Below are 23704 nucleotides of genomic sequence, written 5' to 3'. Positions count from 1 at the left end.
GGTGCGCGTGCGTGCCGGGCGTCCGGTGGTTCATCGTCGTGTCGTTCCGGGGTGGGCGGCGGTCGGTGCTGTCGGTGCTGTCGTAGCGGTCGGTGCTGTCGTAGCGGTCGGTGCCGTCAGGGCGGCCAGCTGGGCACCGTAGGTGTCGAGGCCATCGGCGGGGCCGCCGGGCAGGCCGGTGAGGTTCGGCAGGAGGTCGCCGAAGGCGTTGACCTCGCCGACCACGGCGCGCCGCCAGCCCGTGACGGGCAGGACGTCGACGCCGACCATCGGCGAGCGGGGGAAGCACGCGGCGGCGCGCTCGGCCGTCTCCAGGAGGGCCGGCCACGCGGGCCCGGCGGCCTCGCGGGCGAGGTCGAGGCTGCCCCGGGCGCCGCCGAGGTGCAGGTTGGTCATCGGCTGGGCGCTGGTGCGCACCACGGCGTGCGTGGCCCGGCCGGCCACCACGACGATCCGCAGGTCCGCCGAGCGGCCGGACTGCGCCGCCTTCGGCACCCACTGTTCGACGTGCAGCCCGTCCGGTGCGAGCCGGTCGACGATCGCGGCCACCTCGGTCTCGCTGCGGTAGCGCCGCACGCGCAGCGAGTTGTGCAGCTCGCCGCCGGCCGCCTCGACGGACGTGGTGGCCTGCACCTGGCCGCGCGGGCCGAACTCCAGCGCCACCACCCCCGAGGCGGAGGAGCCGTGCGCGGGCTTGACGAAGACCCGGTGCAGGCCGGCCCCGTGGACGCGCTCGCGCAGGTCGCCCCAGCCCGTCAGGCCGGTGGTGTCGACCGCGCGGGGCACGGGCACCCCGGCGGCGGACAGCGCCGCGTGCGCCAGGCGCTTGTCGAACATGACGGCGATCTCCTCGGGATCGCCGAGCAGCCGCACGCCGGGCCGGCCCGCCAGGGCGCGCAGGGCGCTCATCACGCCCGCGTACCAGGCGGCCGTGCCCTCCACGCGGGTGGGAGCGTAGGACGGGCCGAGAGCCGGGCCGCGCAGCAGTTCGTCCACCGCCGGCTCCTCGCCGGGCGATTCGATCCGCAGCAGAGTGCCCTCGGGCAGCCGGTACCCGCCGCGCAGCACGTCCAGCCAGGGCAGGACGGCGGGCTCGGGCAGGCCGGCGGCCCGGGCCGCGGCGGCGAACAGCGTCACCCGCCGGTGGCCGGGATTGCCGAGGACGGTCAGCCGCGTCGTCATCGTCACCCGCTCACTCGGCGACCGCGACGTAGCGGTCATCCGGGTCGTCGTGTGCGTTCTCGGCCTCGTCGAGGTCGACCTCGACGCCGGGCAGGGCCTTGCGCAGGCGCTCCTGCATCTCGTCGGTGACGTAGTGGTGGTGCAGGTCGAGGGCACGGAGGTGGGTGAGCGGCTGGCCCTCCAGGAGCGCGGCGGCGCCCTCGTCGGAGAGCACGCCCATCGACAGGTCGAGCGATTCGAGCCGGGCCACCACGGGGGCGTGCGCGAGGGCTGCGGCGATCTCGTCCTGGAACTCGCTGTTGGCCAGGCCGAGGTGGCGCAGCGCCGGCAGCCGCGTGCCGTCGAGGAAGGGCGCGAGGTCGTCGAGGGTCGCGTCGCCGCCGTACTCGTCCACGCCGAGCCACAGCACCAGGCGTTCCAGCGCGGGCAGTTCGGAGGCGGCCACGGCGCGGACGACCCCGGCGGGCAGGCCGCCAGCCTCGAAGCGCAGGGATCGCAGCCGGTCGTGGCGCACCGGGGAGAGCTTGAGGTCCATACCGCCGCGCACGGCGAACTCGGTGAGGTCCGGGAACGTCGTCAGGAGCAGCGTGACGTCGCTCATCTCCAGCCAGGAGATCTCGCACTCGTCGAACGTGACGTCGCCGACGAAGAGCGCCTCCAGGGCGGGCAGGCGCTCGGCGTCGTCGGCGATGGTGGCGACGACGGCCTTCACCGGCTCGTAGCCGCTCTGCCACCACGGGCCGATCACCAGGGCCCGGACGGCCGCCGGGTCGACGGTGTCGAGGAACGTCTCCCAGAGGGCGGCGAAGTCGTGCGGGGCGTCGTACTCCAGGGAGAGCCGCCACGAGACGGTGCCGGCGGCGGGCTGCGTCGCTGCGCCGGGTTCGAACTCGTGGATCGGCAGTTCGTGGAAGCGCCCGAGGTGGTGGTCGACGGTCATGGCCGCTCCTGGCGGGGTCGGGTGGGTGGAGGTGGTGGGTGGTGGGTGACGGCTGTGCGGTCAGGGCTGCGTGGTGGTGCCTACTCGGCGACGGCGACGTAGCGCCGGCGGGCGCCCGGGTCGTGGGACCCGGAGAGGTCGACCTCGACGTCGGGCAGGGCCTTGCGCAGGCGCTCCTGCATCTCGTCGGTGAGGAAGTGGTGGTGCAGGTCGAGGGCGCGGAGGTGGGTGAGCGGCTGGCCCTCCAGCAGCGCGCCCGCGCCCTGGTCGGTGAGGACGCCCATCGACAGGTCGAGCGATGCGAGCCGGGCCACGACCGGCGCGTGCGCGACGGCGGCGGCGATGTCGTCCTGGAACTCGCTGTTCTGCAGGCCGAGGTGGCGCAGCACGGGGAAGCGCGAGCCGTCGAGGAACGGCGCGAGGTCGTCGAGCGAGGCGTCGCCGCCGTAGGCGTCGACGCCGAGCCACAGCTCCAGCCGCTCCAGCGCGGGCAGTTCGCAGCCGGCCACGGCGCGGACGACCCCGACGGGCAGGCCGCCGGCCTCGAACCGCAGCGCGGTGAGCGCCTCGTGGCGGACCGGCTTCAGCTCGAGGTCGGTGCCGCCGCGCACCACCAGCTCGGTGAGCCCGGGGAAGGCCGTCAGCAGTGGGGTGACGTCGCACATCTCCAGCCAGGAGATCTCGCTCTCCTCGTAGGTGATGTCCCCGACGAACAGCGCCCGCAGGGCGGGCAGCCGGTGGGCCGAGGCGACGATCGCGGTCAGCGCCTCCTCCAGCCCCTCGGGCGCCTCCGAGAACCACTGACCGAGCACCACGGCGGTGACGTGCTCGGTGTCCACGGTGTCGAGGAACCGCTCCCAGCGCTCGGCGAAGGCCCCCTCGGACTCGAAGTCAAGCCCGACCTTCCAGGCCACCGAGGCGGCCGCGGGCAGGCTTTCGGCGGTCGCCTCCTCCTGCTCGACCGCCTCGACGAAGTCGAGGACGGGGAGACCGTGGAACGTGTCGACGTGCTCGTTGACGGTCATGGCGCTTCTCCTCGGACGTCGGGTCGAACACGTGTCTATCAGTCGGGTCCGACAATCCGTCGCAGCGGGGCACTCGAGAACGCGCGGGCCCCGGCCGCAGGGGGGCCCGATCCGGCCGGTTAGGATGCCGCGATCGCTGTTCGTCGGGGGGCGAAGCACCGGTTCCGCCATGCCAGAAATGGCCTCGCGCGCAGGCGATTTCACGTTTCGACGCATTCCGTCCGAATTCTCCCGTGAGGTTCCGTTGCGCATCCAGCACCGCAGATTCATGGCCGTGACGGCCGCCGCCACGCTCGCGTCCGGCCTGGCCCTCGCCACGGCCCCGACCGCGTCGGCCGCCGCGGGCGGCACCGCGACGGCCCAGGCCCCGCAGGCGCCCGCCTCCCCGGTCACCATCACCATGAACGGCCCCACCACCGTCAAGGCCGGGGGCGGCCCCGTGGAGCTCACCGCGGTCCTGAAGAACACCGCCGACCACCAGGTCGACGCCATGACCGACTTCGTCGTCGCGGGCGTGCTCGGCGACGGCCTCAAGCAGAGCCAGCTCAAGCTGGAGTACCAGCGACCCGGCGGCACCCAGTGGCAGGAAGCCAGGGTGAACAACACCGACGCGGGCGGGGGCGGGTTCTGGGAACTGGACCAGCTCGCCACCCGGCTCCAGCTGGCGAGCGGTACGGAGGCCCCCTACAGGCTGCGCCTCACCGTGGCGGCGGACGCCCCCCTCGTCCGGTTCACGGCGCGTCTCGGGGCCGTCGTGTCGGATCCGGCGCTGCCGCCGGAGCAGCGGATCACGCAGGCGAACGGCTCCTCCCTGAGCCTGACGATCGCCCCGCCAGTGACGCCGAGCACCCCGGCGCCCACGCCCGCCGCGAAGCCGGAGGCCAGGCTCGAGGGCGTGCCCGCCTCCTTCACGGCGGGGGGCGAGGCCCGGCAGTTCAAGCTGGTCTACACCAACCGGACCGGCAAGGACCTCCGCGTCCTGCCCACCGTCCTGTTCCGGGGGCAGGCCGAACTCCCCGCCGACGTGCTCAGGTTCGAGTACGAGGCACCGGGCGGACGGTGGCTGGAGGGCAGGCCCGGTTTCGACTCGGGTCACCCGGGGTGGCTCTACACGTCGCGGTCGACGGGTGACAAGAACGCCGACGTCCTCGACCTGCCCCAGGGGGAGACCCGTACGGTCGACGTGCGGTTGTCGTTCACCGAGAACTCGCCCGCCATGGCGGGGGCGTTGGTGCCCGTGGAGAGCAGCGAGCCGGGGCCGGGCGAGAGCCCGGACACCGGCTACGGCCCGAAGGTCGACTTCACGGTGTCGGCCGCGGCCGGCACCCCGGACCCGACGCGGACGCCCACGCCGACCGCCACCGCCGCGGCGCCGGGTGTGCCCGCGGGCACGCCCTCCGTCGCGCCGGTCGTTCCGGTCCTGCCGATCGCACAGCCCACCGCGCCGACGCAGAGCCAGGCGATGGGTCCGCAGGCCGTCGCGGCCCCGCCCGCCGCGACGGACACGCGGTTCGCCTCCACCGGCGGCGGGCGGCTCGCGTCCACCGGCGGCGGTTCGAGCGCCGCGCCGATGGCGATCACCGGAGCCACGGCGATCGCGCTCGGGCTGGGCACCCTGGTCGTGGCTCGCCGTCGCAAGGGCGCGCAGGGCCGCTGAGAAGTGAAGGCCCGTCCGCCCCCGTCGTCTCCTGGGGTGGACGGGCCTTCGTACGTCAGGTCGGCCCGCTGTGCCGGCCGCGCATGTCAGGCGCGGGGGTCGGTCTCGGCAGGCGTCATGACGCTCCGGCCGAACACCTCCCGGCCCACCGAGTCCTGCGTGACGGCGTCGTTGTCACACCCTTGCCCTATGTTCCGGTTGTGGCTCCGGAGAGTGACGGCGGAGTCGTTGTTCCGGCGTTCGTCGGGGGCTGTCGTGCAGGGGAGGAGAGCTGATGTACCGCCAGGGTGATGTGCTGATCGTGCCGGTCCGGGAGGCGGACGTGCCGGGGCGTGTGGGTGGGTTGGCCGTGCAGCCGCGGGATGCGCGGGGGCGGATGGTGCTCGCGCTCGGTGAGGTCACCGGGCACGCGCACGCCGTCGTCGGGCCGGGGGAGCTGCGGCGGGAGGCCGGGCCGTTCGGGGCCGGCTGGCTGCACCTGCCCGAGGGCGGGCGGGTCGTGCACGAGGAGCACGCGGCGATACCGCTGCCCAAGGGCCGGTACCGGGTGGTGCGCCAGCGCGAGTACGCGCCGGGCGCGGTGCGGGTGGTCGCCGACTGACACGCCGGCCCGGCGGTTGGACGGTGGACGGAACGACGGTACGGAGCGGTCGGCCAGGCGGGGAGCCCGGCCGGGAACGGAGCACGTGATGGAGAACGGCGCGACCCACCGGGTGGTCGGACCCGCCGAAGCGACGGCCCGCTGGCGCGCGGCGGCGGCCGCCACCGGCCCGGACGACCGCGCGGCGGCCGAGCGAGCCGTCCGTGCCGCCTACCGGGCGGCCGGGCTGCCCGAGCCCGCCGGCGTCCGCTGGTACGGCTCGCCGCTCGCCGCCGCCGAGGCGGCGCTGGAGCTGCGGGAGGCCGGCGCGGTGAGCGTCCGCGAGGCCGTCCGCACCCGGGCCTGGGAGGAGGCCCGGCGGCGCGCCGTCGAGCGGGTCGGCGCGGTCGGCTGGGCGGCGCGATGGGCGCTCACCGGCGGCGAACTCGGCCCGGTCACCACCCCGCTCGCCGACCGCGTGCGCAACGCCGTCCTCGACCGGCTCGCCCCCGAGGCCGGTCCCGAAGCGCGGTCCGAGGGCGAACAGAGCGCCCGCTCCCGGCGCACCACCGTCCGCCTCGCCCTGCTCGACGCCGTCCGCGGGCCGCACGACGCGCCCTGGTTCGCCGCTTTCGAGGCCGCCGGCGCGCTCGACGCCGCCGCCCCGCTGGCCGAGGCCGCCCGCACGGCCGGTTGGTGGTGGCCCTACGAGGACGTCGTGCTGATCAGCGAGCGGCCCGTCGAGCTCCACCGCGACGAAGCCGGCCGCCTCGACCGCGCCGACGGCCCGGCCCTCGCCTACCCCGACGGCTTCGCCCTGCACGCCTGGCGCGGCATGCCCGTGCCCGCCGAGTTCCTGGCCGGCCTCGCCGACATCACCGTCGAGCGGATCCGCACCGAGGAGAACGCCGAGCTGCGCCGCGTCCTGCTCGAGCACTACGGCTACGACCGCTACCTCGCCGACGCCGGCGCCGAGCCGCTCCACCGCGACGAGACGGGCATCCTGTGGCGGATCGTCATGCCCGGGGACGAGCCCGTCGTCATGGTCGAGGTCGTCAACTCCACGGCCGAGCCGGACGGCACCTTCCGCACGTACTGGCTGCGGGTGCCGCCCAGCACCCGTACGGCGCGGGCCGGGGTCGCCTGGACGTTCGGCATACCCGAGTCCGAGTACCACCCGCAGCGCGAGACCTGAGCCGCCCCGCCGCCGCTCACTCGGTGCGGTACCCGGTGCAGGCCGTCGGGCTGCGAGTGTTGACCCTGACCCCGCGTCAGGCCCCACGGTGGGGCGCAGCAACGCAGCAACGCAGCAACGCAGCACGGCACAACGGCACCACGGCACACGAACGCACTGCACGAACGCACTGGGGGCACCATGAGCTGGTCGGTAGGACAGGTCTCCGGCTTCGCCGGGGTCACGATCCGGACCCTGCACCACTACGACCGGTCCGGGCTGCTGTCGCCCAGCGAACGCAGCCCGGCCGGGTACCGCCTCTACACCCCCGCCGACCTCGCCCGGCTCCAGCAGATCCTGTTCTACCGGGAACTCGGCTTCCCGCTCGACGAGATCGCCACCATCCTGGCCGACCCGCAGTCCAACGCGCTGGACCACCTGCTGGCCCGCCGGGACGCGCTGACCGGGCAGATCGCCCGGCTGCAGAGGCTCGTCGAGGTCGCCGAGCGGGCGATCGAGGTCCGCGGGCTCGGGATCGACCTGACGCCCGAGGAGCGCTTCGAGGTGTTCGGCGACGTCGTCTTCGACCTCAGCTACGCCACCGAAGCCCACCTCAAATGGGGCGACGGCGACGGCCACCAGGAGGCCCTGGCCCGCGCCGCCACCCACTCCAAGGAGGACTGGCGGCAGTTGATGGCCGAGGCGGCGGTGTGGCGGGCCAAGCTGCTCGCCGCGTTCGACGCGGGACTGGCGCCGGACGGCGAGCAGGTGCTGCGCCTCGCCGAGGAGCACCGGCAGCACATCGCCCGCTGGTTCACGCCGTGTCCGCCGGAGATGCACGCCCGGATCGCGGACGACTACGAGACGGACGCCCGTGCGTTCGCCCTCGTCGTCCCGCCGGGCGAGCAGCGTCCCGGCTTGGCCGCCTATCTCCGCGCGGCCATCCGCGCCAACGCGGCGTCCACCGACGTCGGAGCCGCGGGGGCGGCCGGGTGAAGATCCTCATCATGGCCGCCGGTTCGCACGGCGACGTCGCCCCCTACACGGGGCTCGGCGCCCACCTGCGCGCCGAGGGCCACGACGTCGCGCTCGCCGCCCCCGAGGCCTTCGGCGGGATGGCCGCCGAGAGCGGCCTCGAATTCCGGCCCCTCCCCGCCGACCCGCGCGCCTGCGCCGACGGCAGGGCAGGCGGCTCGACGCTGCTCGCGAAGGCGGCTGCCTTCATTGGCCGCCTCGGCGACGGGCTGGCCGACGCCGCCGGGCCCGGCGCCGACCTGCTCCTCCTCGCCACCACCACGGCCCCGCTCGGCTGGCACCTGGCCGAGGCGATGGACGTGCCGAGCATCGGCGTCTACCTGCAACCCACCCTGCCCACCGGCGAGTTCCCGCCGATCGTCGGCGGTGCCCGCCCGCTCGGCCGCTGGGGCAACCGGGCCGCCGGCCGGGTCGGTCAGCGCGTCGTCGACCGTCTCCACGCCGACGCCGCCCGGCGTCTGCGCACCCGGCTCGGCCTACCCCCGCTCGCCCAGGGCACCCAGCGGCGCGCCCGCGAACGCGAGAACTGGCCCGTCCTGCACGGCTTCAGCCCCACGCTCGTCCCGCGTCCCGCGGACTGGCGCAGCGGCCTGCACGTGGTCGGGAACTGGTGGCCGTACGTGACCCCGGCCCGCCGCCTGCCCGACGAGGTGGAGGACTTCCTGCGGGCCGGCCCGCCACCGGTGTTCGTCGGCCTCGGCAGCATGGCGGCCGGCGACGGCGAACGATTGAGTGGCATCGCGGTGGACGCGCTGCGGCGCGCGGGCGTGCGGGGCGTCCTGCAGTCCGGCTGGGCCGGGCTCGACGGGGGTTCGGCAGATGACGTGCTGACGATCGGGGAGCTCCCGCACGCCCTGCTCTTCCCTCGCACGGCCGCCGTCGTCCATCACGCGGGCGCCGGCACCTCGGCGGCCACCCTGCGCGCGGGCGTCCCGAGCGTGCCGGTGCCGGTGATGGCCGACCAGCCCTTCTGGGCCGCCCGCTTGGCCGCCATCGGCGCCGCGCCCTCGCCGATCCCGTACGCGGACCTCACGGCGGAGCGTCTGGCGGGAGCCATCCGTCGGGCCGTCGACGACCGGGGGCACCGCGCCCGCGCCGGGGCGGCGGCCGGGCTGATGGCGCGGGAGTGCGGTGCGGCCAGGGTCGCGGAGGCGGTGGCGGCGCTGCCGGGCGGGCGGTGAGGGGCGGGCGGCGAGGGCCGGCGACGTCAGGGCACGCGGGCGATGAGCATGGGCTGAAAGAAGCCGGTCTCATCCGGCCCGGTCCAGGCCGGGTCGGTGAAGCCCGCCTCGGTGGCGAAGGCGCTCAACCGCGCCTGGGTGAGGGCCCAGTAGGTGGAGCGGTGCACCACGGTGCGCCACTCGCCGGTGGCGTCCGGGGCCATGCGGAAGAGTTCGAGGTCGTAGCGCTCGCCGTCCTCGTGCCAGTGCCAGAGCTGGAAGACGACGGACCGGTGGCCGTCGCGCCCGGTGGTCTGGGGCGGCGTGGAGGCCGGGCGCAGGCGGCGCAGTTCGTCGTAGGGCCGGGTGGTGAGGAGGAGCAGGCCGCCGTTGCGGAGGGTGCGGCGCATGTCGGTGAGGGCGGCGCGGACGTCGTCGGCGGTGAGGAGGTGCGGGAGCGCGTTGTCGGCGCACACGACGACGTCGAACGTGGCGTCGGGGAAGGGGAGTCGGCGCATGTCGGCGGCGGCGGTGGGCAGCCGGAGCCCGCGGTCGGCGGCCTCGCGGGTGGCGCGTGCGGCGGCGACGGGGCTGAGGTCGGTCCCGGTGACGCGGTGGCCGAGGGCGGCGAGCCCGATCGCCTGGGTGCCGATGCCGCAGGCGCAGTCGAGCACGTCGGCCGGCCGGTCCCCGAGCCGGTCGCGGACGAGGGTGTCCAGCGCCGCGCCCTGGCGGGCGACGGAGGCCTCCCAGTCCGGGTAGACGAGGTGGTAGCCCGCCGCGAACTCGTCGTAGAACCGGCCGGTGGGGGAGTGGCTCATGGACACGCGGGCTCCTCGGTCGGAGGGGGCTCGAACACCGGGCGCGGCCGGCGTTGAAGTGGGCGAGGCGGTACGTCCTGCCGTGGTGCTCCAGCTCCATCGGGGGCGGCTCCGCGGGCTGCTCGTCCGTCGTGGGACCATCCTCTCCCGGGCGAGGGGGCGGAGGACAGCGGTTTTGGACGCGATCGAGTTGCCGGAGGGGTCCTGGTGGGACTGGGACGTGTTCTCCTGGCGGCCCGGGCGGTTGCGGCTGGCGGCCGGGTACGACCTGTGTTACCACCACGGGCTGGAGCTCGTGTTCGACGATCCCCTCTACGTCGTCTGCCCGGCGGCCTTCCACGATCCGGTGTTTCGTGCGCCGACGCCGGAGGAACTGCGACTGGTGCAGCGGTCCTGCGGTGAGGTACCGGCCGTCGTGGTCGCGTTCGAGGCGGACGCCGGCGGGGCGCAGGACGTGTCCGGGCTGATCGCGGCGGGCGGGCTGCGGATCGTCCCGGGGTCGGTGAGCAGGATCGGCGCCGCGAGAGCGGTCTGACGCCACGACCGGCTGGCCGACCGCCGGTGTGCGGGCGAGGATACGGGCATGCGCACCTTCGAGGATCTGATCGCCGAGGCCGGAGCGGTGTCCGTCGACGGCTGGGACTTCTCCTGGCTCGACGGGCGGGCCACCGAGGAGCGGCCGTCCTGGGGTTACCAGCGGTTGCTGGGCGAGCGGCTGGCGGGGGTCGACGCGGCGCTCGACGTCCAGACGGGCGGTGGCGAGGTGCTGGCCGGGGCGGGCAACTTCCCGGCGGTGATGGTGGCCACCGAGTCGTGGCCGCCGAACGTGGCGCGGGCGACGAGGCTGCTGCACCCGCTCGGCGCCGTCGTCGTGGCCGACCCGGACGAGCCGCCGCTGCCGTTCGCCGACGGGGCGTTCGACCTGGTCAGCAGCCGGCACCCGGTGAAGGCGTACTGGACGGAGATCGCCCGGGTGCTGCGGCCCGGCGGCACCTACCTCGCGCAGCACGTCGGGCCGGCCTCCGGCTTCGAGCTGGTCGAGTACTTCATCGGCCCGCAGCCCGAGGCGCGCCGCAGCCGCCGCCCCGAGGACGAGAGCGCCGCCGCGCGGGCCGCCGGGCTGGAGGTCGTGGACCTGCGCTCGGAGCGGCTGCGGATGGAGTTCTTCGACGTCGGCGCGGTGGTGTACTTCCTGCGCAAGGTGATCTGGATGGTCCCGGGCTTCACCGTCGAGGCGTACCTCGACCGCCTGCGCGAACTGGACGCGCTGATCCGCAGGGACGGACCGTTCGTCGCGCACTCGGCCCGCTTCCTGATCGAGGCCCGGAAGGCCTGACCAGGAAGCGGGCACCGGCGTCAGGAGAGGCCGACGAGGTCCAGGTACGAGTCGCTCCACAGGTCCTCGTCGCCGTCCGGGAGGAGGAGGACGCGGTCCGGGCGGAGGGCCTCGATCGCGCCCGGGTCGTGGGTGACCATCACGATCGCGCCCGGGTACGTGCCGACGGCGCCGAGGACCTCGGCCCGGGAGGCCGGGTCGAGGTTGTTGGTGGGCTCGTCGAGGAGCAGCACGTTGGCGCCGGAGTGGACGAGTCCGGCCAACGCCAGCCGGGTCTTCTCGCCGCCGGACAGGACGCCGGCCGGCTTGTCGGCGTCGTCGCCGCTGAACAGGAACGCGCCGAGCACGCGCCGCAGTTCGCCGTCGGTGAGGGCGGGGGCGGCGAGGGCGAGGTTGTCCCGGACGGTGAGGGCCGGGTCGAGGGTGTCGTGCTCCTGGGCGAAGTAGCCGAGCCGCAGTCCGGGGCCGGGCACCACGCGGCCCGAGTCCGGGCTCACGTGGCCGGCCAGCATCCGCAGCAGGGTGGTCTTGCCCGCGCCGTTGAGGCCGAGGATGACCAGCCGGGAGCCGCGGTCGACGGCGAGGTCCAGGCCGCTCAGGACGGGCCGGCCGCCGTAGGCCTTGGCGAGGCTGACCGCGCCGAGCGGCATGCGGCCGCACGGTTCGGGTTCGGGCAGCCGGATCCGGGCCACGCGCTCGGCCTGGCGGACCGGCTCCAGGTCGGCGAGCATCCGGTCGGCGCGGCGGGCCATGGTGCGGGCGGCGGTCGCGGTGGCGACGTTGGCCCGCATCTTGTCGGCCTGGGCGTTGAGCGAGGCGGCCTTGCGCTCGGCGTTGGCCCGCTCGCGGGCGCGCCGGCGCTCGTCGGCCTCGCGCTGGGTGAGGTAGGCCCGCCAGCCGGTGTTGTGGACGTCGATCGTGGCGCGCTGCGGGTCGAGGTGGAAGACCCGGTTGACGGTCTCGGCGACCAGCCCGGTGTCGTGGCTGATCAGCACGAGACCGCCGGGGTGGCCGGCCAGGAAGCCGCGCAGCCAGGCGACGGCGTCGGCGTCCAGGTGGTTGGTGGGCTCGTCGAGCAGCAGGGTGCCGTGGTCGGCGAACAGGATGCGGGCCAGCTCGACCCGGCGCCGCTGGCCGCCGGACAGCGCGCCGACCGGACCGGACATGACGCGGGTGGGCAGCCCGAGCCCGGCCGCGACCCGGGCGGCCTCGGCCTCGGCCGCGTAGCCGCCGCGCGACTGGAACGCGGCCTCGGCCCGCACGTAGGCGTCCATCGCCCGTCGTTCGGCGGCCGGGCCGTCGGCCAGCGTCATCGCCTCCTCGGCGGTGCGCAGGGCGCGGACGGCGGCGTCGAGGCCGCGGGCGGACAGGATGCGGTCGGTGACGGTGACGGCGGGGTCGGCGGCGCGGGAGTCCTGCGGGAGGTAGCCGACCGCGCCGGTGCGGGTGACGGTGCCGGCGGCGGGCGCCAGCTCGCCGGCGAGGGTGGCGAGCAGCGTCGTCTTGCCGGCGCCGTTGCGGCCGACCAGGCCGATCCGGTCGCCGGGGGCGATGTGCAGGCTGACGTCGGACAGGAGGAGACGGGCGCCGACGCGCACGTCGACACCACGGGTGGTGATCATGGGATAACGCTCCGAAACGGCGAACGGACACACGGGTGGCGTGGAGGTGGGTCCGTCAGCTAGGAAATTCGGGGCGTGGACATGGGGCCGAGGGTACCCGGACGGGCGGGGGCCCGCATCCGAATTAACGGCGAGGGGCCCGGAGCGGGCTCGGCGACAGGAGCGATTTCGGCCACGGAGACCCGCATATGGCGCACGGGGCCTCCTTGTCGTGGACGCGCCGCACCGCTTCCATGGCGGCATGAGCCGACGAGACCTCGTTCTTCTGACCGACCACGGCTCGACCGAGGGCACCCGGGACGCGATGGCGACCGCCGTCCGGAGGCTGACCGGCCGGGACGCCGTCCCGCTGGACGCGCGGCACTTCATGACGGACGACGCCGACGGGCTCGGCGGCACCGGCCGGATCGAGGCCGCGGGCGGCAGCGGCGTCGTCCGGCTGGAGGTGCCGGGGCGGACGGTGACCACGGACACGGTGGTCGTCTACGAGATCCCGCCGCACCGGCGCCCCGCGTTCGCGCACTGCCAGCGACTGCTGCGCGCGTACGGCGTCCGTTCGCTCGGCACCGACGCGGAGGCCTGGCGCGCGGCCACCGAGAAGGACGTCACGGTGGCCCGCTTCGCCCGGGACGGTGTGCCGCACATGCCGACGATCGCGCTGTCCCGCCCGAGCCCGGAGGCCGCCGCCGAGGCGTTCGGGCGGCTCGGCGGCGACGTGTGGGCCCGGCCGTGCGTGGGCATGGGCGGCGACGACGTCTTCCACGTCACGACGCTCAGCCGACTCGACGCCGTGGCACGGCACTACGCGGACCTCGGCACGGACTGGCTGATCGCCGCGGACGCCCGGAACTTCACCGTCGACGGGCAGCGCCACCAGTACCGGGTGGTCGTCCTCGGCGGCCGGGTCCTGCGCGCGGCGGAGCACGTCCAGGGCGACCCGGACGCGCCGTGCAACGAGATCCAGGGCGCCGTCGCCACGGTGCTGGACGTCGACGGACTGCCGCCGGGCGTCGCCGAGTTGGCGGTCTCGGCGGCGAAGTCCCTCGGCCTCCCGTTCGCGGGCGTCGACCTCGCCGCCGAGAGCGGCGGCGTGGTCTTCGAGGTCAACGTCCACCCGGCCTTCGGTTCGACGAGCGGGGTGGACCAGGTCGCCGTCCCGTACGTGGCCGCGCACCTCGAACGGTAGCCGTCAGCTCCGCAGGATCGCGCCGAGGAGCGCCGGGCGGAACAGCAGGGTCGGCGGCGCGACGAGGGACATCACCTCGTGGAAGGCCGCCGTCACCGCCGGGTTGCGGGTCGCGGCGGCGAGGACCTTGTCCAGGAAGGCGTGCTGCACCTTGAGCATCGCGCCGGACGGCCCGCCGGTGGTCGCGGCGAAGCGGACGTCCTCGGTGCCGGACATGACCCACGGGTTCTTGGACACCGCCGCCACCTCGCGCCGTGCGTCGCGCGCCGTGGCGTGGCCGATGCCGCCGTGCCGCAGGGCCGCCCGGCGCAGTGCCTCGGCGTTGAGGAGCGAGACCGTGATCCCCTGCCCGTACACGGGGTTGAAGGTGCTGGCGGCGTCTCCGACGACGACCAGGCCCTGCGGTGAGCGGCGCTCGTAGTGGCGCCGCACGCCGGGGCCGGGGACGAAGCCGCGCACCTCGCCCGCCGGTTCGGCGTCGCGCAGCGCCTCGCGCATGCTCGGGTCGCGCAGGAGGCCCAGGTGCCGTTCGAACCCGGCCTCGCCCGGCTCGGGTTCGGCACCGCGCATGCCGGCCAGGCTGACGATCCAGCGGTCGCCCTCGACGGGGAGCAGCACGCCCATCCGGGGGGCGTCGGGGGCCTTGGTCTGCAGGTAGAGGGCCTGGCAGCCGAGCACGGAGCCGGCGTCCTTCGGGCGGTGGTAGAGCCGGGAGGCGTAGGTGACGCCCGCGTCGACCCGCTCCTCGGGCACCGGAGCGCAGCCGAGTTCCGCCAGCCAGGCCGACATCGAGGTCGAGCGGCCCGAGGCGTCCACGACCAGCTCGGCCGGGATCTCCTCGGCCTCGCCGCGCTGCGGGCCGCGCTCGCGGACCTTGACGCCGGTCACCGCGTGCGCCGAGCCGAGCAGGCCGACGACCTCGGTGCCCTCCAGGAACTCGACCGACGCGTCGGCGCGGACGCGGTCCAGCACGGCCTTGTCCAGCACCGGCCGGGTGCACGAGAGGAAGGACGTCCGCGCCGGGTAGTCGGCCATCCAGCCGGCCGAGCTGAGCCAGCGCAGATCACCCGAAGCGGCGACCTGCGCGGCGCCCGCGTCCTTCAACTCCTGTTTGATGCCGGGCATCATCTCCTCCAGTGCCCGGTGCCCGGCCTCCAGCACGAGGTGCGCGTGCCGGCCCTGCGGGACGCCGGCGCGGAACTGCGGCTGCGCCGGGTAGCGGTCCCGTTCCACCACCACGATCCGGTCGGCGTAGCCGCGCAGCGCCCAGGCCGCCACCGTTCCGGCGAGTCCGCCGCCGATCACCACCGCCGTGCCCCGCCCGGGGGCCTTCTCCGAAGAAGTCATGCGACGTAGCGTAGTTGGGCGGTGGTGCGCGCGTAACGGGTCGGTGGTGTGAACGGGCGCTGCCGGGGCGCCCGTTGACGCGTGCGCCGGACCGGCCGCCGAACGCCTGCGGCTACCGTTCTCGATCGGACCGGTGGTGCTCGTCCGCACCCGGGTTCCTCCTGGTCTTCGAGCGGCGCGGCCGGCTCCGACCGCGACGTTCCCTGCGCCCAAGGGACGGCGGTGCTAAGAAGTCGTCAAGATCGGCGTCCGGCGGTGTCCAGGAGGCGCGGGGAGGAGTCTCATCGTCGACGGCGCGGAAACAGCGTCGCTCGGCGGAGAGGAAACGGTTCCGCGCAGGCCCCCACGGGCAGGCGCCGCGGACCGTACAACGGGGAAGAGGACGTGCGGTCATGACGACGGCGGCTAACAGTGGTACGGCCACATCCAAGGAGGCCGCCTCAGCGGGCGTCTCGTCAGGTGCCGCGGCGGGCTCCGACCTCGGGGAGGGGAGCCCAGCGGCCGCAGCGCCGAAGCACGCCGGCCCCCGCGTCCCGCACCCCCTCCCGGCCGGCCTCGGCCACCGTCTGCGGCAGGGCGCCCGCCGGATGAGCGGCCGGGCCCACTGGACCACCCCGCGCCTCGTCCGCGGCCTCACCGCGCTGAGCCTCGCCGCACTGGTCGGCCTCGGCGCCACCGCCGCGGGCGTCCTCGCCGGTGCCCGCGACGGCACCGACACCATCGGCCACGGTGCCGCCCCCCAGGCGACCCGCGCCGCCGACCTCTACTTCGCGCTCAGCGACATGGACGCGCAGGCCGCCAACCTGCTGCTGATCGGCGCCGACCCCGACTACACGGCGCTGCACAAGACCACCCTGGACACCTACGAGCAGCGCCGCGCCCAGGCCGACGACGACCTCCAGCGGGCCGCCCAGGCCGCCGGCGACGACCCGGGCTCGCAACGCGCCGTCCAGCGGGTGCTCGGCGAACTCGGCAGCTACGAGGCCCTGGTGGCCCGCGCCCAGCTGCTGGAGGACCAGGCCAGGGCCCCGGCCGGCAGGCCATCCGAGGAGGCGCTCGCGGCCTACCGGCAGGCCACCGACCTGCTGCGCCAGCAGCTGCTCCCGGCCGCGGACCAGGTCACCGCCGCCAACGAGGCGGTGGTCGACCGGGTCTACCGGCAGCAGCGCTCCGACCTGAGCGGCGGCTGGTGGGAGCTCGCGGTCGTCGGTCTGTTCGCCCTCGCCGTGCTGCTGGTGCTCCAGCGGACGCTGACGGTGCGCTACCACCGCGTCGTCAACCCGGCGCTGGCGGCCGTCACCCTGCTCACCGGCATCGTGCTCGCGGTCGGGCTGCACCTCGTCAGCACGGCGGACGACAACCTGGTCACGGCGAAGAGCAACGCCTACGACTCGGTGATCGCGCTCAGCCGGGCCCGCGCCGTCGCGTTCGACATGAACGCCGACGAGAGCCGCTACCTCACCGACCCGGTGCTCGCGGTCACGTACGAGCGGACCTTCCTGGAGAAGAGCCAGGCGATCGTCCACCTCGGCGGCGCGACGATCACCGACTACGGCGGCCGGCTGGAGGGCGCCGTCACCGAGTACGGGGCGAACCACACGGTGCCGTTCGGGGGGTACCTCGGGACGGAGCTGAACAACATCACGTTCGCGGGAGAGCGGGACGCCGCCGAGCGCGTGCTGACGGCCTTCCGGTCCTACCAGCAGGTGGACCACAAGATCCGCGTCCTGCACGACGCGGGCCGGCTGAAGGACGCGGTGACGCTCAACACCGGCCTCTCGAAGGGGCAGTCCAACTACGAGTTCGACCAGCTGAGCAAGGCGATGGGCGACACCATCGACGTCAACGCCCACGCCATGGACGCGGCCGTCGCCGACACCGACGACGCCCTCGACGGCACCACCGCGACCCTGGCCGCGGCCGTCCTGGCGGCGGCCCTCGCCCTGGTCGCCGTCGGCGTCCGCCCCCGCCTGCGCGAGTACCGCTAGCGGTTCCCGTGGGGCCCGGCGGCGCAGGACCGTCACCGGGCCCCGCGGCGTGAGCACGCCGAAAGGATTCGGCGGCCACGCCGCCGTGCCGGTTTGACGCTGTGCCGGTTTGAGGCCGTGGCGGTTTGACAAAGGGGCTTGCCGTGCGGCGAATGGCGGGTATGGCCGACGACGCGGATTTCGAGAACGTCCTGAACACGGTGGGCCCCCGGCTGCGGGCGCTGCGGCGGGAGCGGGGGACGACACTGGCCAAGCTCTCGGCGGCCACCGGGATCTCGCTCAGCACGCTGTCGCGGCTGGAGTCCGGGCAGCGCAAGCCGACGCTGGAACTGCTGCTGCCGCTGGCGCGCGAGTACCGGGTGCCGCTGGACGAACTGGTCGGCGCGCCCGCCACCGGCGATCCCCGCATCCACCCGCGGCCGGTGACCAGGAACGGGCAGACCATCGTGCCGCTCACCCGCCACCTGGGCGGGCTGCACGCCTACAAGCACATCGTGCCGCCGGGGCACGGCACCGGGCCCGGTCTGGAGCTGAAGGTGCACGAGGGCTACGAGTGGCTGTACGTGCTCTCCGGCCGGCTCCGGCTGCTGCTCGGTCCGCACGACATCGAGCTCGGCGCCGGGGAGGCCGCGGAGTTCGACACCCGCACCCCGCACGCCTTCGGCAACGCCGGGCCGCAGCCCGTGGAGTTCCTCAGCCTGTTCGGGCCGCAGGGCGAGCGCATCCACGTCAGGGCGCGCCCGGGAACCTCTGTTCGGTAGGTTCGTTTCCTGACAGCGGGGGCTTTCCGTTCCGGACTCCCGCAGGCCGTCGGGAGGGGCCGAGGAGATGAGTGTCCAGCAGAGCACGGAGACCGGGGACAGCGACGGAGCAGGGGAGCGGGTCGGGGGCGGGGAGAAGGGGCGACGCAAGAAGGGCAGGGAGCGCAAGGAGCGCAAGAAGCGGCCCTTCTGGCAGGAGCTGCCGATCCTCCTGGTGATCGCCCTGCTGCTCTCGCTCGGCATCAAGACCTTCTTCGTCCAGGCCTTCTCGATCCCGTCCGGCTCGATGGAGCAGACCCTCGGCATCGGCGACCGCGTGCTCGTCGACAAGTTCACCCCCTGGTTCGGCGCGAAGCCCGAACGCGGCGAGGTCGTCGTCTTCCGCGATCCGGGCGGCTGGCTGGAGGGCCCGCCGAAGCAGTCCGGCGACTCCGTGACGGGCACGGTCCAGAAGGTGCTGAGCACCGTCGGCCTGATGCCGTCGGCGGACGAGAAGGACCTGATCAAGCGGGTGATCGCGGTCGGCGGGGACACCGTCGAGTGCAAGAAGGGCGGACCGGTCAAGGTCAACGGCGTCGCCCTGGACGAGCCGTACATCTTCCCCGGCTCCACGCCCTGCGACAACGACCCGGTCGGCACCGTGACCGTGCCCAAGGACCACCTGTGGGTGATGGGCGACCACCGGAACAACTCGCGCGACTCCCGGCCGCACCACAACGAGACCGGCGACGGCTTCGTGCCGGTGGACGACGTCGTCGGCCGGGCCTTCGTCGTCGCCTGGCCGCTCTCGCACTGGAGCACCCTGCCGGTGCCCGACACCTTCGACCAGAAGGGCCTCGCCGCGCCGGCCGCGCCCGCCGGGCCGCGGTCGCAGCCGTCGCCGCCGTCGCAGCTGGAGGCGCCGTCCGTCCCCGCCGCGGCGGCGCTGGTCGCGGCCGTGCCCCTGACGGCGTGGCGGCGCCGGCGTCGGACGCGCCGCTGAGCCGGCCGTGACCGGGTCCGCGGAACCCCGCCCGCGCTGCTCTACACGCCTGTAGAGTCCGAAGGGTGAGCTGCACGCCTGGTCGCGTGGCCGCCCGACCCGGGGAGGCCGCCGGCCACGTCCGGGCCGGGAGGCGAAACCGTGGTGGAGAGTCGGCGCAGTCCCGCGGACGGCGGGGAGCCGGACGGGCCGGACGTCCAGTGGGTGTACCAGCCGGTCGAGGTGCACCTCCCGGACGGCTCCTGGCGGCTCGGGCGGATCAGCGGCTGGTGGCAGGACGCGGGCGGCGAGCGCTGGTGCCGGCTGCGGGTCACCCGCAGCGGCCGCCCGGCCGGCTGGGAGCGCTTCGACCCGTCGCGCGTCGTGCTGCTCCCGGCGGCGGGGCTGTGACCGCCGGCCCGCCGCGGCTCGCGAATGTCACGGTTCGGGCCTGTTCGTGTTTCAACCGGCCCGCTGGACCTGGCGGAAGCGGCCCGGTCCGTGCGAACGTCCCTTCCGGTGCGGTCGACGTGAGGACCGGCCACCCGCCTCTTCACCTTCCGGGGACGACGTGAGTTCCGAGATCTACTTCAGCAGCAACTACCGCGACATGTGCGAGCAGCACGGCACCGGCGCGGGCTTCCAGTTCGAGTTCTCCTGCTACCGCTGCTCCGACACCTGGCGCTCGCCGTTCGAGGCGTTCACCACCGGCCAGGTGGCCGGGTGGATCGGCAAGGGCGTCAGCGCCGCGTGGAACCTCATCGGCGGCAACGCCAACACCATCAGCAACGCCGCCGACGGCCTGGCCGGGCACACCTGGGGCAGCGCGCGCGATGCCGCGTTCCAGCGCGCCATCACCAACGCCCAGACGCACTTCAACCGCTGCGCCCGTTGCACCACCTACGTGTGCGGCCGCTGCTTCGACCCGGGCCAGGGCCTGTGCCACACCTGCGCCCCGGACACCGCCGCCGAGGCCATGGTGGCGCAGCGGCGCGGGCTCAACGACATGGTGTCCGAGCGGGCCTACGGCGTCGGCCGGCAGTCCGGCGCGGAGTTCGACGTGAACGCCCGCCGACAGCTGGTGTGCCCGCAGTGTTCGGCGGAGACGCACGGCACGCCGTTCTGTCCGGGCTGCGGGCACCGGCTGGCGCAGCCGTCGCAGTGCGCGGGCTGCCACGAGGAGGTGCCGGACGGGGCGGCGTTCTGCCCGTCCTGCGGCACCAGGCGCTGACGGCGGGGCAGGTGAAGGCGGGGGAGGAGAGGGCGGGGGAGAGGTGCGCTCCGGATTCCGTTCCGGGGCGCACGTCCGCGATTTCCGGCCGCCGGACGGGAACCCCGGGGCCGGGGTGCGTCGTCCTTCCCCATGGTTGACGCCCGGGCAGGACCCGGGCGCCGAAGTACGAGGAGCACGATGACTCACCGGATCGCACGTTCGATGGCCGGCGCCCTGGTGGCGCTGCTGGCCGCCCTCGGCCTCGGTGCCGTGGCGTCGGGCGCGCCCGCGGCGGCCGCACCGCGCGCGGTGGCGATCGCCCAGTCCGTGGCCGGGCAGTCCACGGCCGGCCAGTCCACGGCAGCGTCGGCGAACGCGCACGCCGTGACGCCCGTGACGACCGTGACGGCCGACGACCGCTCGCAGTCGGCGGCTCGGCTCGCGGCGCCCCAGCCCCAGCAGAAGAAGAAGTCCGGCTTCTTCGCCAAGCTCGGCAAGTTCCTGCTGGTCGTGATCATCCTGATCATCCTGCTCTTCGTGCTGCTGATCATCGGCATCATCTACTTCGCGAAGCGGATCTTCAGCCGCCGCCGCTGAGCGCTCCGCCCGCCGACACCCCGCCGCCCAGGGCCAATTGATCGTGATTGGCCCTGGGCGGCGCCGTCGTCCGGCCCCAGGATGGGGGCATGAACGACTTCGACCGCACGCTGCGCCCCGAGAGCAGGATCGTCCACCCGCCCGTCGTGCAGGTGAACGGCAGCCGCCCGATGGGCGTCCCGCTCCACCAGGGCCACGTGTTCGCCTTCGCCTCCAGCGACGCCCTGGCGGCGGCCTTCAGCGGCCCCGACGGCGGGTTCGTCTACAACCGCAACGGCAATCCGACGGTCCGTTCGCTGGAGGAGGCCGTCGCCGGCCTGGAGGGCGGCACCGGCGCGCTCGCCACCTCTTCCGGCATGGGCGCCATCAACACCGTCCTGCTGGCCCTGCTGCGCTCCGGGGACCACGTGATCGCCCAGCGCAGCCTGTACGGCGGGACGTTCGCGACGCTGGCCGACCTCGTCGAGCGCTGGGGCGTCGAGGTCACCCACGTCGCGGGCGACGACCCGGCCGAGGTGACGGCGGCCCTGCGGCCCAACACGCGGCTGCTGCACCTGGAGACGGTCTCCAACCCGACCACGAGGGTCACCGACCTGCCCGGTCTGATCGCCGCGGCGAAGGCGGCGGCCGGGGTCGTCACCGTCGTGGACAACACCTTCGCGACGCCGCTGTTGTGCCGGCCGATCGAGCACGGCGCGGACGTCGTGATCCACTCCGCCACCAAGTACCTCGGCGGCCACTCGGACGTCCTGGCCGGGCTCGCCGTCTTCGCCGGCCGGGAGCTGCACGAGAAGGTCTGGCGCCACGCGCTCGAACTCGGCGCCACCGCCGACCCGTTCGCCGCCTGGCTCACCCTGCGCGGCCTGCAGACCCTCGCGCTGCGGATCCGCCGCCACTGCGACACCGCCCTCGACCTGGCCCGCCGCCTGGCCGCGCACCCGGCGGTGACCGCCGTCCACTACCCGGGGCTGGCGACGCACCCCGACCACGAACTGGCGCTGCGCCTGCTGCCCGAGGGGAACGGCGGCGTGCTGGCGTTCGACCTCGCGGGCGGGCGGGAGGCGGCGCGCGCGTTCACGGAGTCCGTCCGGCTGGCCTCGCTGGCGCCGTCGCTCGGCGGCGTGCACACGCTGGTGCTCCACCCGGCCAGCACGTCCCACCGGCAGCTGTCGGACGCCGAGTTGGCGGCGGCCGGGATCGGCGCGGGGACGGTCCGGGTCGCGGTGGGCATCGAGCACCCCGAGGACCTGTGGGCGGACCTGGAGCAGGCGCTCGCGAAGGCGTAGCGCCAAGGCGTGGGACGCGGCGGGCCGGCGGCTCAGCGCGGGCGGGGCCGGGCGGCCAGGAGGGCGATGTCGTCCTCGGCCGCCGTCGGCGCGATCGAGTGGAGGAGGGCGTCGAGGAGGTCGTCCAGCTCGCCCGCGGCGGGCAGCCGGAGGTCGGCGAGCCGCGCGAGCGAGACGTCGATGTCCTCGCCGCGCCGCTCGACCAGGCCGTCCGTGTAGAGGAGGAGGGTCTGGCCCGGACTGAGCGGGTGGGTCGCCTGCTCGTAGCCGCCGAGTCCGGTGCCGAGCGGTGGGCCGGTCGGGATCCGCAGGAGTTCGGTGGCGCGGCCCGGTGCGATGAGGGCGGGCGGGAGGTGGCCCGCGCTGGAGAGCGTCCAGCGGCCGCGGCTGGGGTCGGCGAGCACCAGGAGGCAGGTCGCGGGGCGGGCCGAGTCGTTGGCCGAGATGACGGTGTCGAGCTGGCGCAGGATGCGGTGCGGCGGCAGGTCCATCCCGGCCGCGTCGCGCAGGGTGGAGCGGTAGTGGCTCATGTCCACCGCCGCCTCCACGCCGTGGCCCATGACGTCGCCCATCACCAGCAGCGTGCGCCCGAAGGGCAGCCGGACGCTCTCGTACCAGTCGCCGCCGACCACCGACGTGGTGCCGGAGGGCAGGTAGCGGGAGGCGAGGTCGAGGTTCTGGTGCGGGTTGCCGGGCTCGCTGAGCAGGGCGCGCTGGAGTTCGAGCGCGATGCCCTGGGAGCGGGTGTAGCGGCGGGCGTTGTCGATGCTCGTGGCGACCCGGACGGCCAGGTCGCCGAGCAGCTCGGCCTCGTCGGGGGTGAAGGCGGGCACGGCGTCGGTGCGGCCGAGTGTGAGCAGGCCGACGAGGTGGCCGCGGGCGGTCAGGGGGAGCACGAGCAGTGAGGCGAGACCTGCGGCGGCGTCCGTCCCGTCGGTGAGCACCGCGACGCCGCCCGCGAGGCTGCGCGCGCCGGGGGAGCCCTCGCGGTGGCGGACGGACTCGCCCGGGCGGGGCAGGTCGTCGAGCGCGTCCTGCAGCCGGAGCACGGACTCTGCGGCGGCGCGGTGCAGGCGCGGGGATCCGCCGCGCCCGGCGCGGTCGGCGGCCGCCTCGGGCGGCAGGACGTCGACGGTGACGAACTCGGCGAGGCGCGGGACGGCGAAGGCGGCGAGCTCGGCGCAGGTGGTGTCGACGTCGAGGGTCGTGCCGATGCGCTCGGCGGCGGCGTCGAGGAGGGCGAGGCGGGCGCGGGCCCGTTCGAGCTCGTGCAGCTGCTCGCGGGCCGGAGCAGGATCGTCGAGGACGACCACGACGACCCCGGCGGTCCGTCCGGCGCGCTCCAGCGGCCGGTAGCGCACGCGCAGGCCGGGTGGCACGGGCGCGCCCGGGGCGTCGGGGCCGCCGGTGACCTGTTCGCGGTCGCGGCCGTCGGTGAGCACGCGGCGCAGCGTGGCGGTGGCGCCCGCGAAGGCGGTGGCGTGGGCGGGGTGGCCGAGCAGGTCGGCGGGGTGCAGGCCGGTGGCGGCGGTGAACGCCGGGTTGGCGTACTCCCAGCGCAGGTCGGCGTCGAGGAGGGCGACCGCGACGGGGGCGGCGGCGAGGACGTCACGGTGGAGGTCCGGTCCGCCGCCTGCGGCTCCCGGGCCGGAGCGCGTGGCGCGGCCCGAGGTCGGTGGCGACGCTGCCGCGGCGGAGCGGCGCTCGGGCGTGGCGGAGGAGCCGGGGCCGCTCGGGGCGGGGTCCTCTGTTCGGTCGCCGTGCCGGAACTGCATACGCCCATGATCACGCCTTTCGGCGCGGCACGCCCGGACGTGGGCGAAACCTTGACTG

At 74.9% G+C, this 23704-nt stretch carries 22 protein-coding genes; 15 read left to right on the top strand and 7 right to left on the bottom strand.

Features of this window, described 5'->3' with window-relative positions; translation table 11 throughout:
- Positions 1 to 30: 30 nt before the first annotated feature.
- From PUR71_RS36205 to PUR71_RS36195, 3 genes are all read right to left on the bottom strand, one after another.
- On the bottom strand, positions 31 to 1182 hold the full coding sequence (locus tag PUR71_RS36205) for an STM4014 family protein (protein ID WP_329931490.1): 1152 nt from the start codon (positions 1180 to 1182) through the stop codon (positions 31 to 33).
- Positions 1183 to 1192: 10 nt separating this feature from the next.
- Complete coding sequence (locus PUR71_RS36200; RefSeq protein WP_329931489.1) at positions 1193 to 2122, bottom strand: STM4015 family protein; 930 nt, start codon at positions 2120 to 2122, stop codon at positions 1193 to 1195.
- A gap of 80 nt (positions 2123 to 2202) precedes the next feature.
- Positions 2203 to 3147 (bottom strand): STM4015 family protein, encoded by a 945-nt coding sequence (locus PUR71_RS36195; RefSeq protein ID WP_329931488.1) that lies wholly within the window; start codon positions 3145 to 3147, stop codon positions 2203 to 2205.
- 268 nt (positions 3148 to 3415) lie between these two features.
- On the opposite strand from PUR71_RS36195, the gene PUR71_RS36190 reads away from it, so the two are divergent.
- The 5 genes from PUR71_RS36190 to PUR71_RS36170 all read left to right on the top strand — a co-directional run bounded on the left by PUR71_RS36190 (position 3416) and on the right by PUR71_RS36170 (position 8774).
- Positions 3416 to 4804 carry a hypothetical protein gene (locus tag PUR71_RS36190; protein ID WP_329931487.1) on the top strand — a complete coding sequence of 463 codons (1389 nt, stop codon included), beginning with the start codon at positions 3416 to 3418 and terminating at the stop codon, positions 4802 to 4804.
- Between the two features lie 274 nt (positions 4805 to 5078).
- Complete coding sequence (locus PUR71_RS36185; RefSeq protein ID WP_329931486.1) at positions 5079 to 5405, top strand: hypothetical protein; 327 nt, start codon at positions 5079 to 5081, stop codon at positions 5403 to 5405.
- An 88-nt stretch (positions 5406 to 5493) separates the two neighbouring features.
- On the top strand, positions 5494 to 6579 hold the full coding sequence (locus PUR71_RS36180) for a DUF6745 domain-containing protein (RefSeq protein WP_329931485.1): 1086 nt from the start codon (positions 5494 to 5496) through the stop codon (positions 6577 to 6579).
- A 180-nt stretch (positions 6580 to 6759) separates the two neighbouring features.
- Complete coding sequence (locus PUR71_RS36175; RefSeq protein ID WP_329931484.1) at positions 6760 to 7554, top strand: MerR family transcriptional regulator; 795 nt, start codon at positions 6760 to 6762, stop codon at positions 7552 to 7554.
- A complete protein-coding gene (locus tag PUR71_RS36170) occupies positions 7551 to 8774 on the top strand; it encodes a glycosyltransferase (RefSeq protein WP_329931483.1) in 1224 nt (407 codons plus the stop codon). The genes PUR71_RS36175 and PUR71_RS36170 overlap by 4 nt, the downstream gene beginning before the upstream one ends.
- Positions 8775 to 8800: 26 nt before the next feature.
- On the opposite strand, the gene PUR71_RS36165 is transcribed toward PUR71_RS36170, so the two are convergent.
- A complete protein-coding gene (locus tag PUR71_RS36165; protein ID WP_329931482.1) occupies positions 8801 to 9574 on the bottom strand; it encodes a class I SAM-dependent methyltransferase in 774 nt (257 codons plus the stop codon).
- Positions 9575 to 9749: 175 nt separating this feature from the next.
- On the opposite strand from PUR71_RS36165, the gene PUR71_RS36160 reads away from it, so the two are divergent.
- A complete protein-coding gene (locus PUR71_RS36160; protein ID WP_329931481.1) occupies positions 9750 to 10109 on the top strand; it encodes a hypothetical protein in 360 nt (119 codons plus the stop codon).
- 48 nt (positions 10110 to 10157) lie between these two features.
- Positions 10158 to 10910 (top strand): class I SAM-dependent methyltransferase, encoded by a 753-nt coding sequence (locus PUR71_RS36155; protein WP_329931480.1) that lies wholly within the window; start codon positions 10158 to 10160, stop codon positions 10908 to 10910.
- Between the two features lie 20 nt (positions 10911 to 10930).
- Here the strand turns inward: PUR71_RS36155 and PUR71_RS36150 are convergent, their stop codons facing one another.
- Positions 10931 to 12532, bottom strand: a complete 1602-nt coding sequence (locus tag PUR71_RS36150; protein WP_329931479.1) for an ABC-F family ATP-binding cassette domain-containing protein — start codon at positions 12530 to 12532, stop codon at positions 10931 to 10933.
- A gap of 241 nt (positions 12533 to 12773) precedes the next feature.
- Between PUR71_RS36150 and PUR71_RS36145 the strand changes: the two genes are divergently transcribed.
- Complete coding sequence (locus tag PUR71_RS36145) at positions 12774 to 13718, top strand: ATP-grasp domain-containing protein (protein ID WP_329931478.1); 945 nt, start codon at positions 12774 to 12776, stop codon at positions 13716 to 13718.
- 3 nt (positions 13719 to 13721) lie between these two features.
- Here the strand turns inward: PUR71_RS36145 and PUR71_RS36140 are convergent, their stop codons facing one another.
- Complete coding sequence (locus tag PUR71_RS36140) at positions 13722 to 15065, bottom strand: NAD(P)/FAD-dependent oxidoreductase (RefSeq protein ID WP_329931477.1); 1344 nt, start codon at positions 15063 to 15065, stop codon at positions 13722 to 13724.
- Between the two features lie 587 nt (positions 15066 to 15652).
- Between PUR71_RS36140 and PUR71_RS36135 the strand changes: the two genes are divergently transcribed.
- The 7 genes from PUR71_RS36135 to PUR71_RS36105 all read left to right on the top strand — a co-directional run bounded on the left by PUR71_RS36135 (position 15653) and on the right by PUR71_RS36105 (position 21871).
- Positions 15653 to 17053 (top strand): hypothetical protein, encoded by a 1401-nt coding sequence (locus tag PUR71_RS36135; RefSeq protein ID WP_329931476.1) that lies wholly within the window; start codon positions 15653 to 15655, stop codon positions 17051 to 17053.
- Between the two features lie 161 nt (positions 17054 to 17214).
- Positions 17215 to 17814, top strand: a complete 600-nt coding sequence (locus PUR71_RS36130; RefSeq protein WP_329931475.1) for a helix-turn-helix domain-containing protein — start codon at positions 17215 to 17217, stop codon at positions 17812 to 17814.
- A gap of 67 nt (positions 17815 to 17881) precedes the next feature.
- Positions 17882 to 18796 carry a signal peptidase I gene (lepB, locus tag PUR71_RS36125; RefSeq protein ID WP_329931474.1) on the top strand — a complete coding sequence of 305 codons (915 nt, stop codon included), beginning with the start codon at positions 17882 to 17884 and terminating at the stop codon, positions 18794 to 18796.
- Between the two features lie 141 nt (positions 18797 to 18937).
- Positions 18938 to 19186: a hypothetical protein gene (locus PUR71_RS36120; RefSeq protein WP_329931473.1), complete on the top strand. Its 249-nt coding sequence runs from the start codon at positions 18938 to 18940 to the stop codon at positions 19184 to 19186.
- Positions 19187 to 19346: 160 nt separating this feature from the next.
- Positions 19347 to 20006, top strand: coding sequence for a double zinc ribbon domain-containing protein (locus tag PUR71_RS36115; protein WP_329931472.1), 660 nt, complete (start codon positions 19347 to 19349; stop codon positions 20004 to 20006).
- A gap of 180 nt (positions 20007 to 20186) precedes the next feature.
- On the top strand, positions 20187 to 20585 hold the full coding sequence (locus PUR71_RS36110; protein WP_329931471.1) for a hypothetical protein: 399 nt from the start codon (positions 20187 to 20189) through the stop codon (positions 20583 to 20585).
- A gap of 89 nt (positions 20586 to 20674) precedes the next feature.
- The gene (locus tag PUR71_RS36105) at positions 20675 to 21871 is read left to right on the top strand and encodes a trans-sulfuration enzyme family protein (protein ID WP_329931470.1); all 1197 of its coding nucleotides are present in this window, start codon (positions 20675 to 20677) and stop codon (positions 21869 to 21871) included.
- Positions 21872 to 21903: 32 nt separating this feature from the next.
- Here the strand turns inward: PUR71_RS36105 and PUR71_RS36100 are convergent, their stop codons facing one another.
- Positions 21904 to 23646, bottom strand: a complete 1743-nt coding sequence (locus tag PUR71_RS36100) for a SpoIIE family protein phosphatase (protein WP_329931469.1) — start codon at positions 23644 to 23646, stop codon at positions 21904 to 21906.
- Between the last annotated feature and the right edge of the window lie 58 nt (positions 23647 to 23704).

The sequence above is a fragment of the Streptomyces sp. SP17BM10 genome, assembly GCF_036322405.1.
Classification (GTDB): domain Bacteria; phylum Actinomycetota; class Actinomycetes; order Streptomycetales; family Streptomycetaceae; genus Kitasatospora.
The sequence above is the reverse complement of the archived record's forward strand: the minus strand, read 5'-3'. Positions and strand labels throughout refer to the sequence as shown.

What these genes read in the sequence shown, in the direction of transcription:
- PUR71_RS36130 (WP_329931475.1), top strand. Translation starts at nt 17,215, where the DNA reads ATGGCCGACGACGCGGATTTCGAGAACGTCCTGAACACGGTGGGCCCC.
- PUR71_RS36140 (WP_329931477.1), bottom strand. Translation starts at nt 15,065, where the DNA reads ATGACTTCTTCGGAGAAGGCCCCCGGGCGGGGCACGGCGGTGGTGATC.
- PUR71_RS36185 (WP_329931486.1), top strand. Translation starts at nt 5,079, where the DNA reads ATGTACCGCCAGGGTGATGTGCTGATCGTGCCGGTCCGGGAGGCGGAC.
- PUR71_RS36175 (WP_329931484.1), top strand. Translation starts at nt 6,760, where the DNA reads ATGAGCTGGTCGGTAGGACAGGTCTCCGGCTTCGCCGGGGTCACGATC.
- PUR71_RS36180 (WP_329931485.1), top strand. Translation starts at nt 5,494, where the DNA reads ATGGAGAACGGCGCGACCCACCGGGTGGTCGGACCCGCCGAAGCGACG.
- PUR71_RS36165 (WP_329931482.1), bottom strand. Translation starts at nt 9,574, where the DNA reads ATGAGCCACTCCCCCACCGGCCGGTTCTACGACGAGTTCGCGGCGGGC.
- PUR71_RS36145 (WP_329931478.1), top strand. Translation starts at nt 12,774, where the DNA reads ATGAGCCGACGAGACCTCGTTCTTCTGACCGACCACGGCTCGACCGAG.
- PUR71_RS36135 (WP_329931476.1), top strand. Translation starts at nt 15,653, where the DNA reads ATGAGCGGCCGGGCCCACTGGACCACCCCGCGCCTCGTCCGCGGCCTC.
- PUR71_RS36155 (WP_329931480.1), top strand. Translation starts at nt 10,158, where the DNA reads ATGCGCACCTTCGAGGATCTGATCGCCGAGGCCGGAGCGGTGTCCGTC.
- lepB (WP_329931474.1), top strand. Translation starts at nt 17,882, where the DNA reads ATGAGTGTCCAGCAGAGCACGGAGACCGGGGACAGCGACGGAGCAGGG.
- PUR71_RS36100 (WP_329931469.1), bottom strand. Translation starts at nt 23,646, where the DNA reads ATGCAGTTCCGGCACGGCGACCGAACAGAGGACCCCGCCCCGAGCGGC.
- PUR71_RS36205 (WP_329931490.1), bottom strand. Translation starts at nt 1,182, where the DNA reads ATGACGACGCGGCTGACCGTCCTCGGCAATCCCGGCCACCGGCGGGTG.
- PUR71_RS36200 (WP_329931489.1), bottom strand. Translation starts at nt 2,122, where the DNA reads ATGACCGTCGACCACCACCTCGGGCGCTTCCACGAACTGCCGATCCAC.
- PUR71_RS36195 (WP_329931488.1), bottom strand. Translation starts at nt 3,147, where the DNA reads ATGACCGTCAACGAGCACGTCGACACGTTCCACGGTCTCCCCGTCCTC.
- PUR71_RS36110 (WP_329931471.1), top strand. Translation starts at nt 20,187, where the DNA reads ATGACTCACCGGATCGCACGTTCGATGGCCGGCGCCCTGGTGGCGCTG.
- PUR71_RS36190 (WP_329931487.1), top strand. Translation starts at nt 3,416, where the DNA reads ATGGCCGTGACGGCCGCCGCCACGCTCGCGTCCGGCCTGGCCCTCGCC.
- PUR71_RS36150 (WP_329931479.1), bottom strand. Translation starts at nt 12,532, where the DNA reads ATGATCACCACCCGTGGTGTCGACGTGCGCGTCGGCGCCCGTCTCCTC.
- PUR71_RS36105 (WP_329931470.1), top strand. Translation starts at nt 20,675, where the DNA reads ATGAACGACTTCGACCGCACGCTGCGCCCCGAGAGCAGGATCGTCCAC.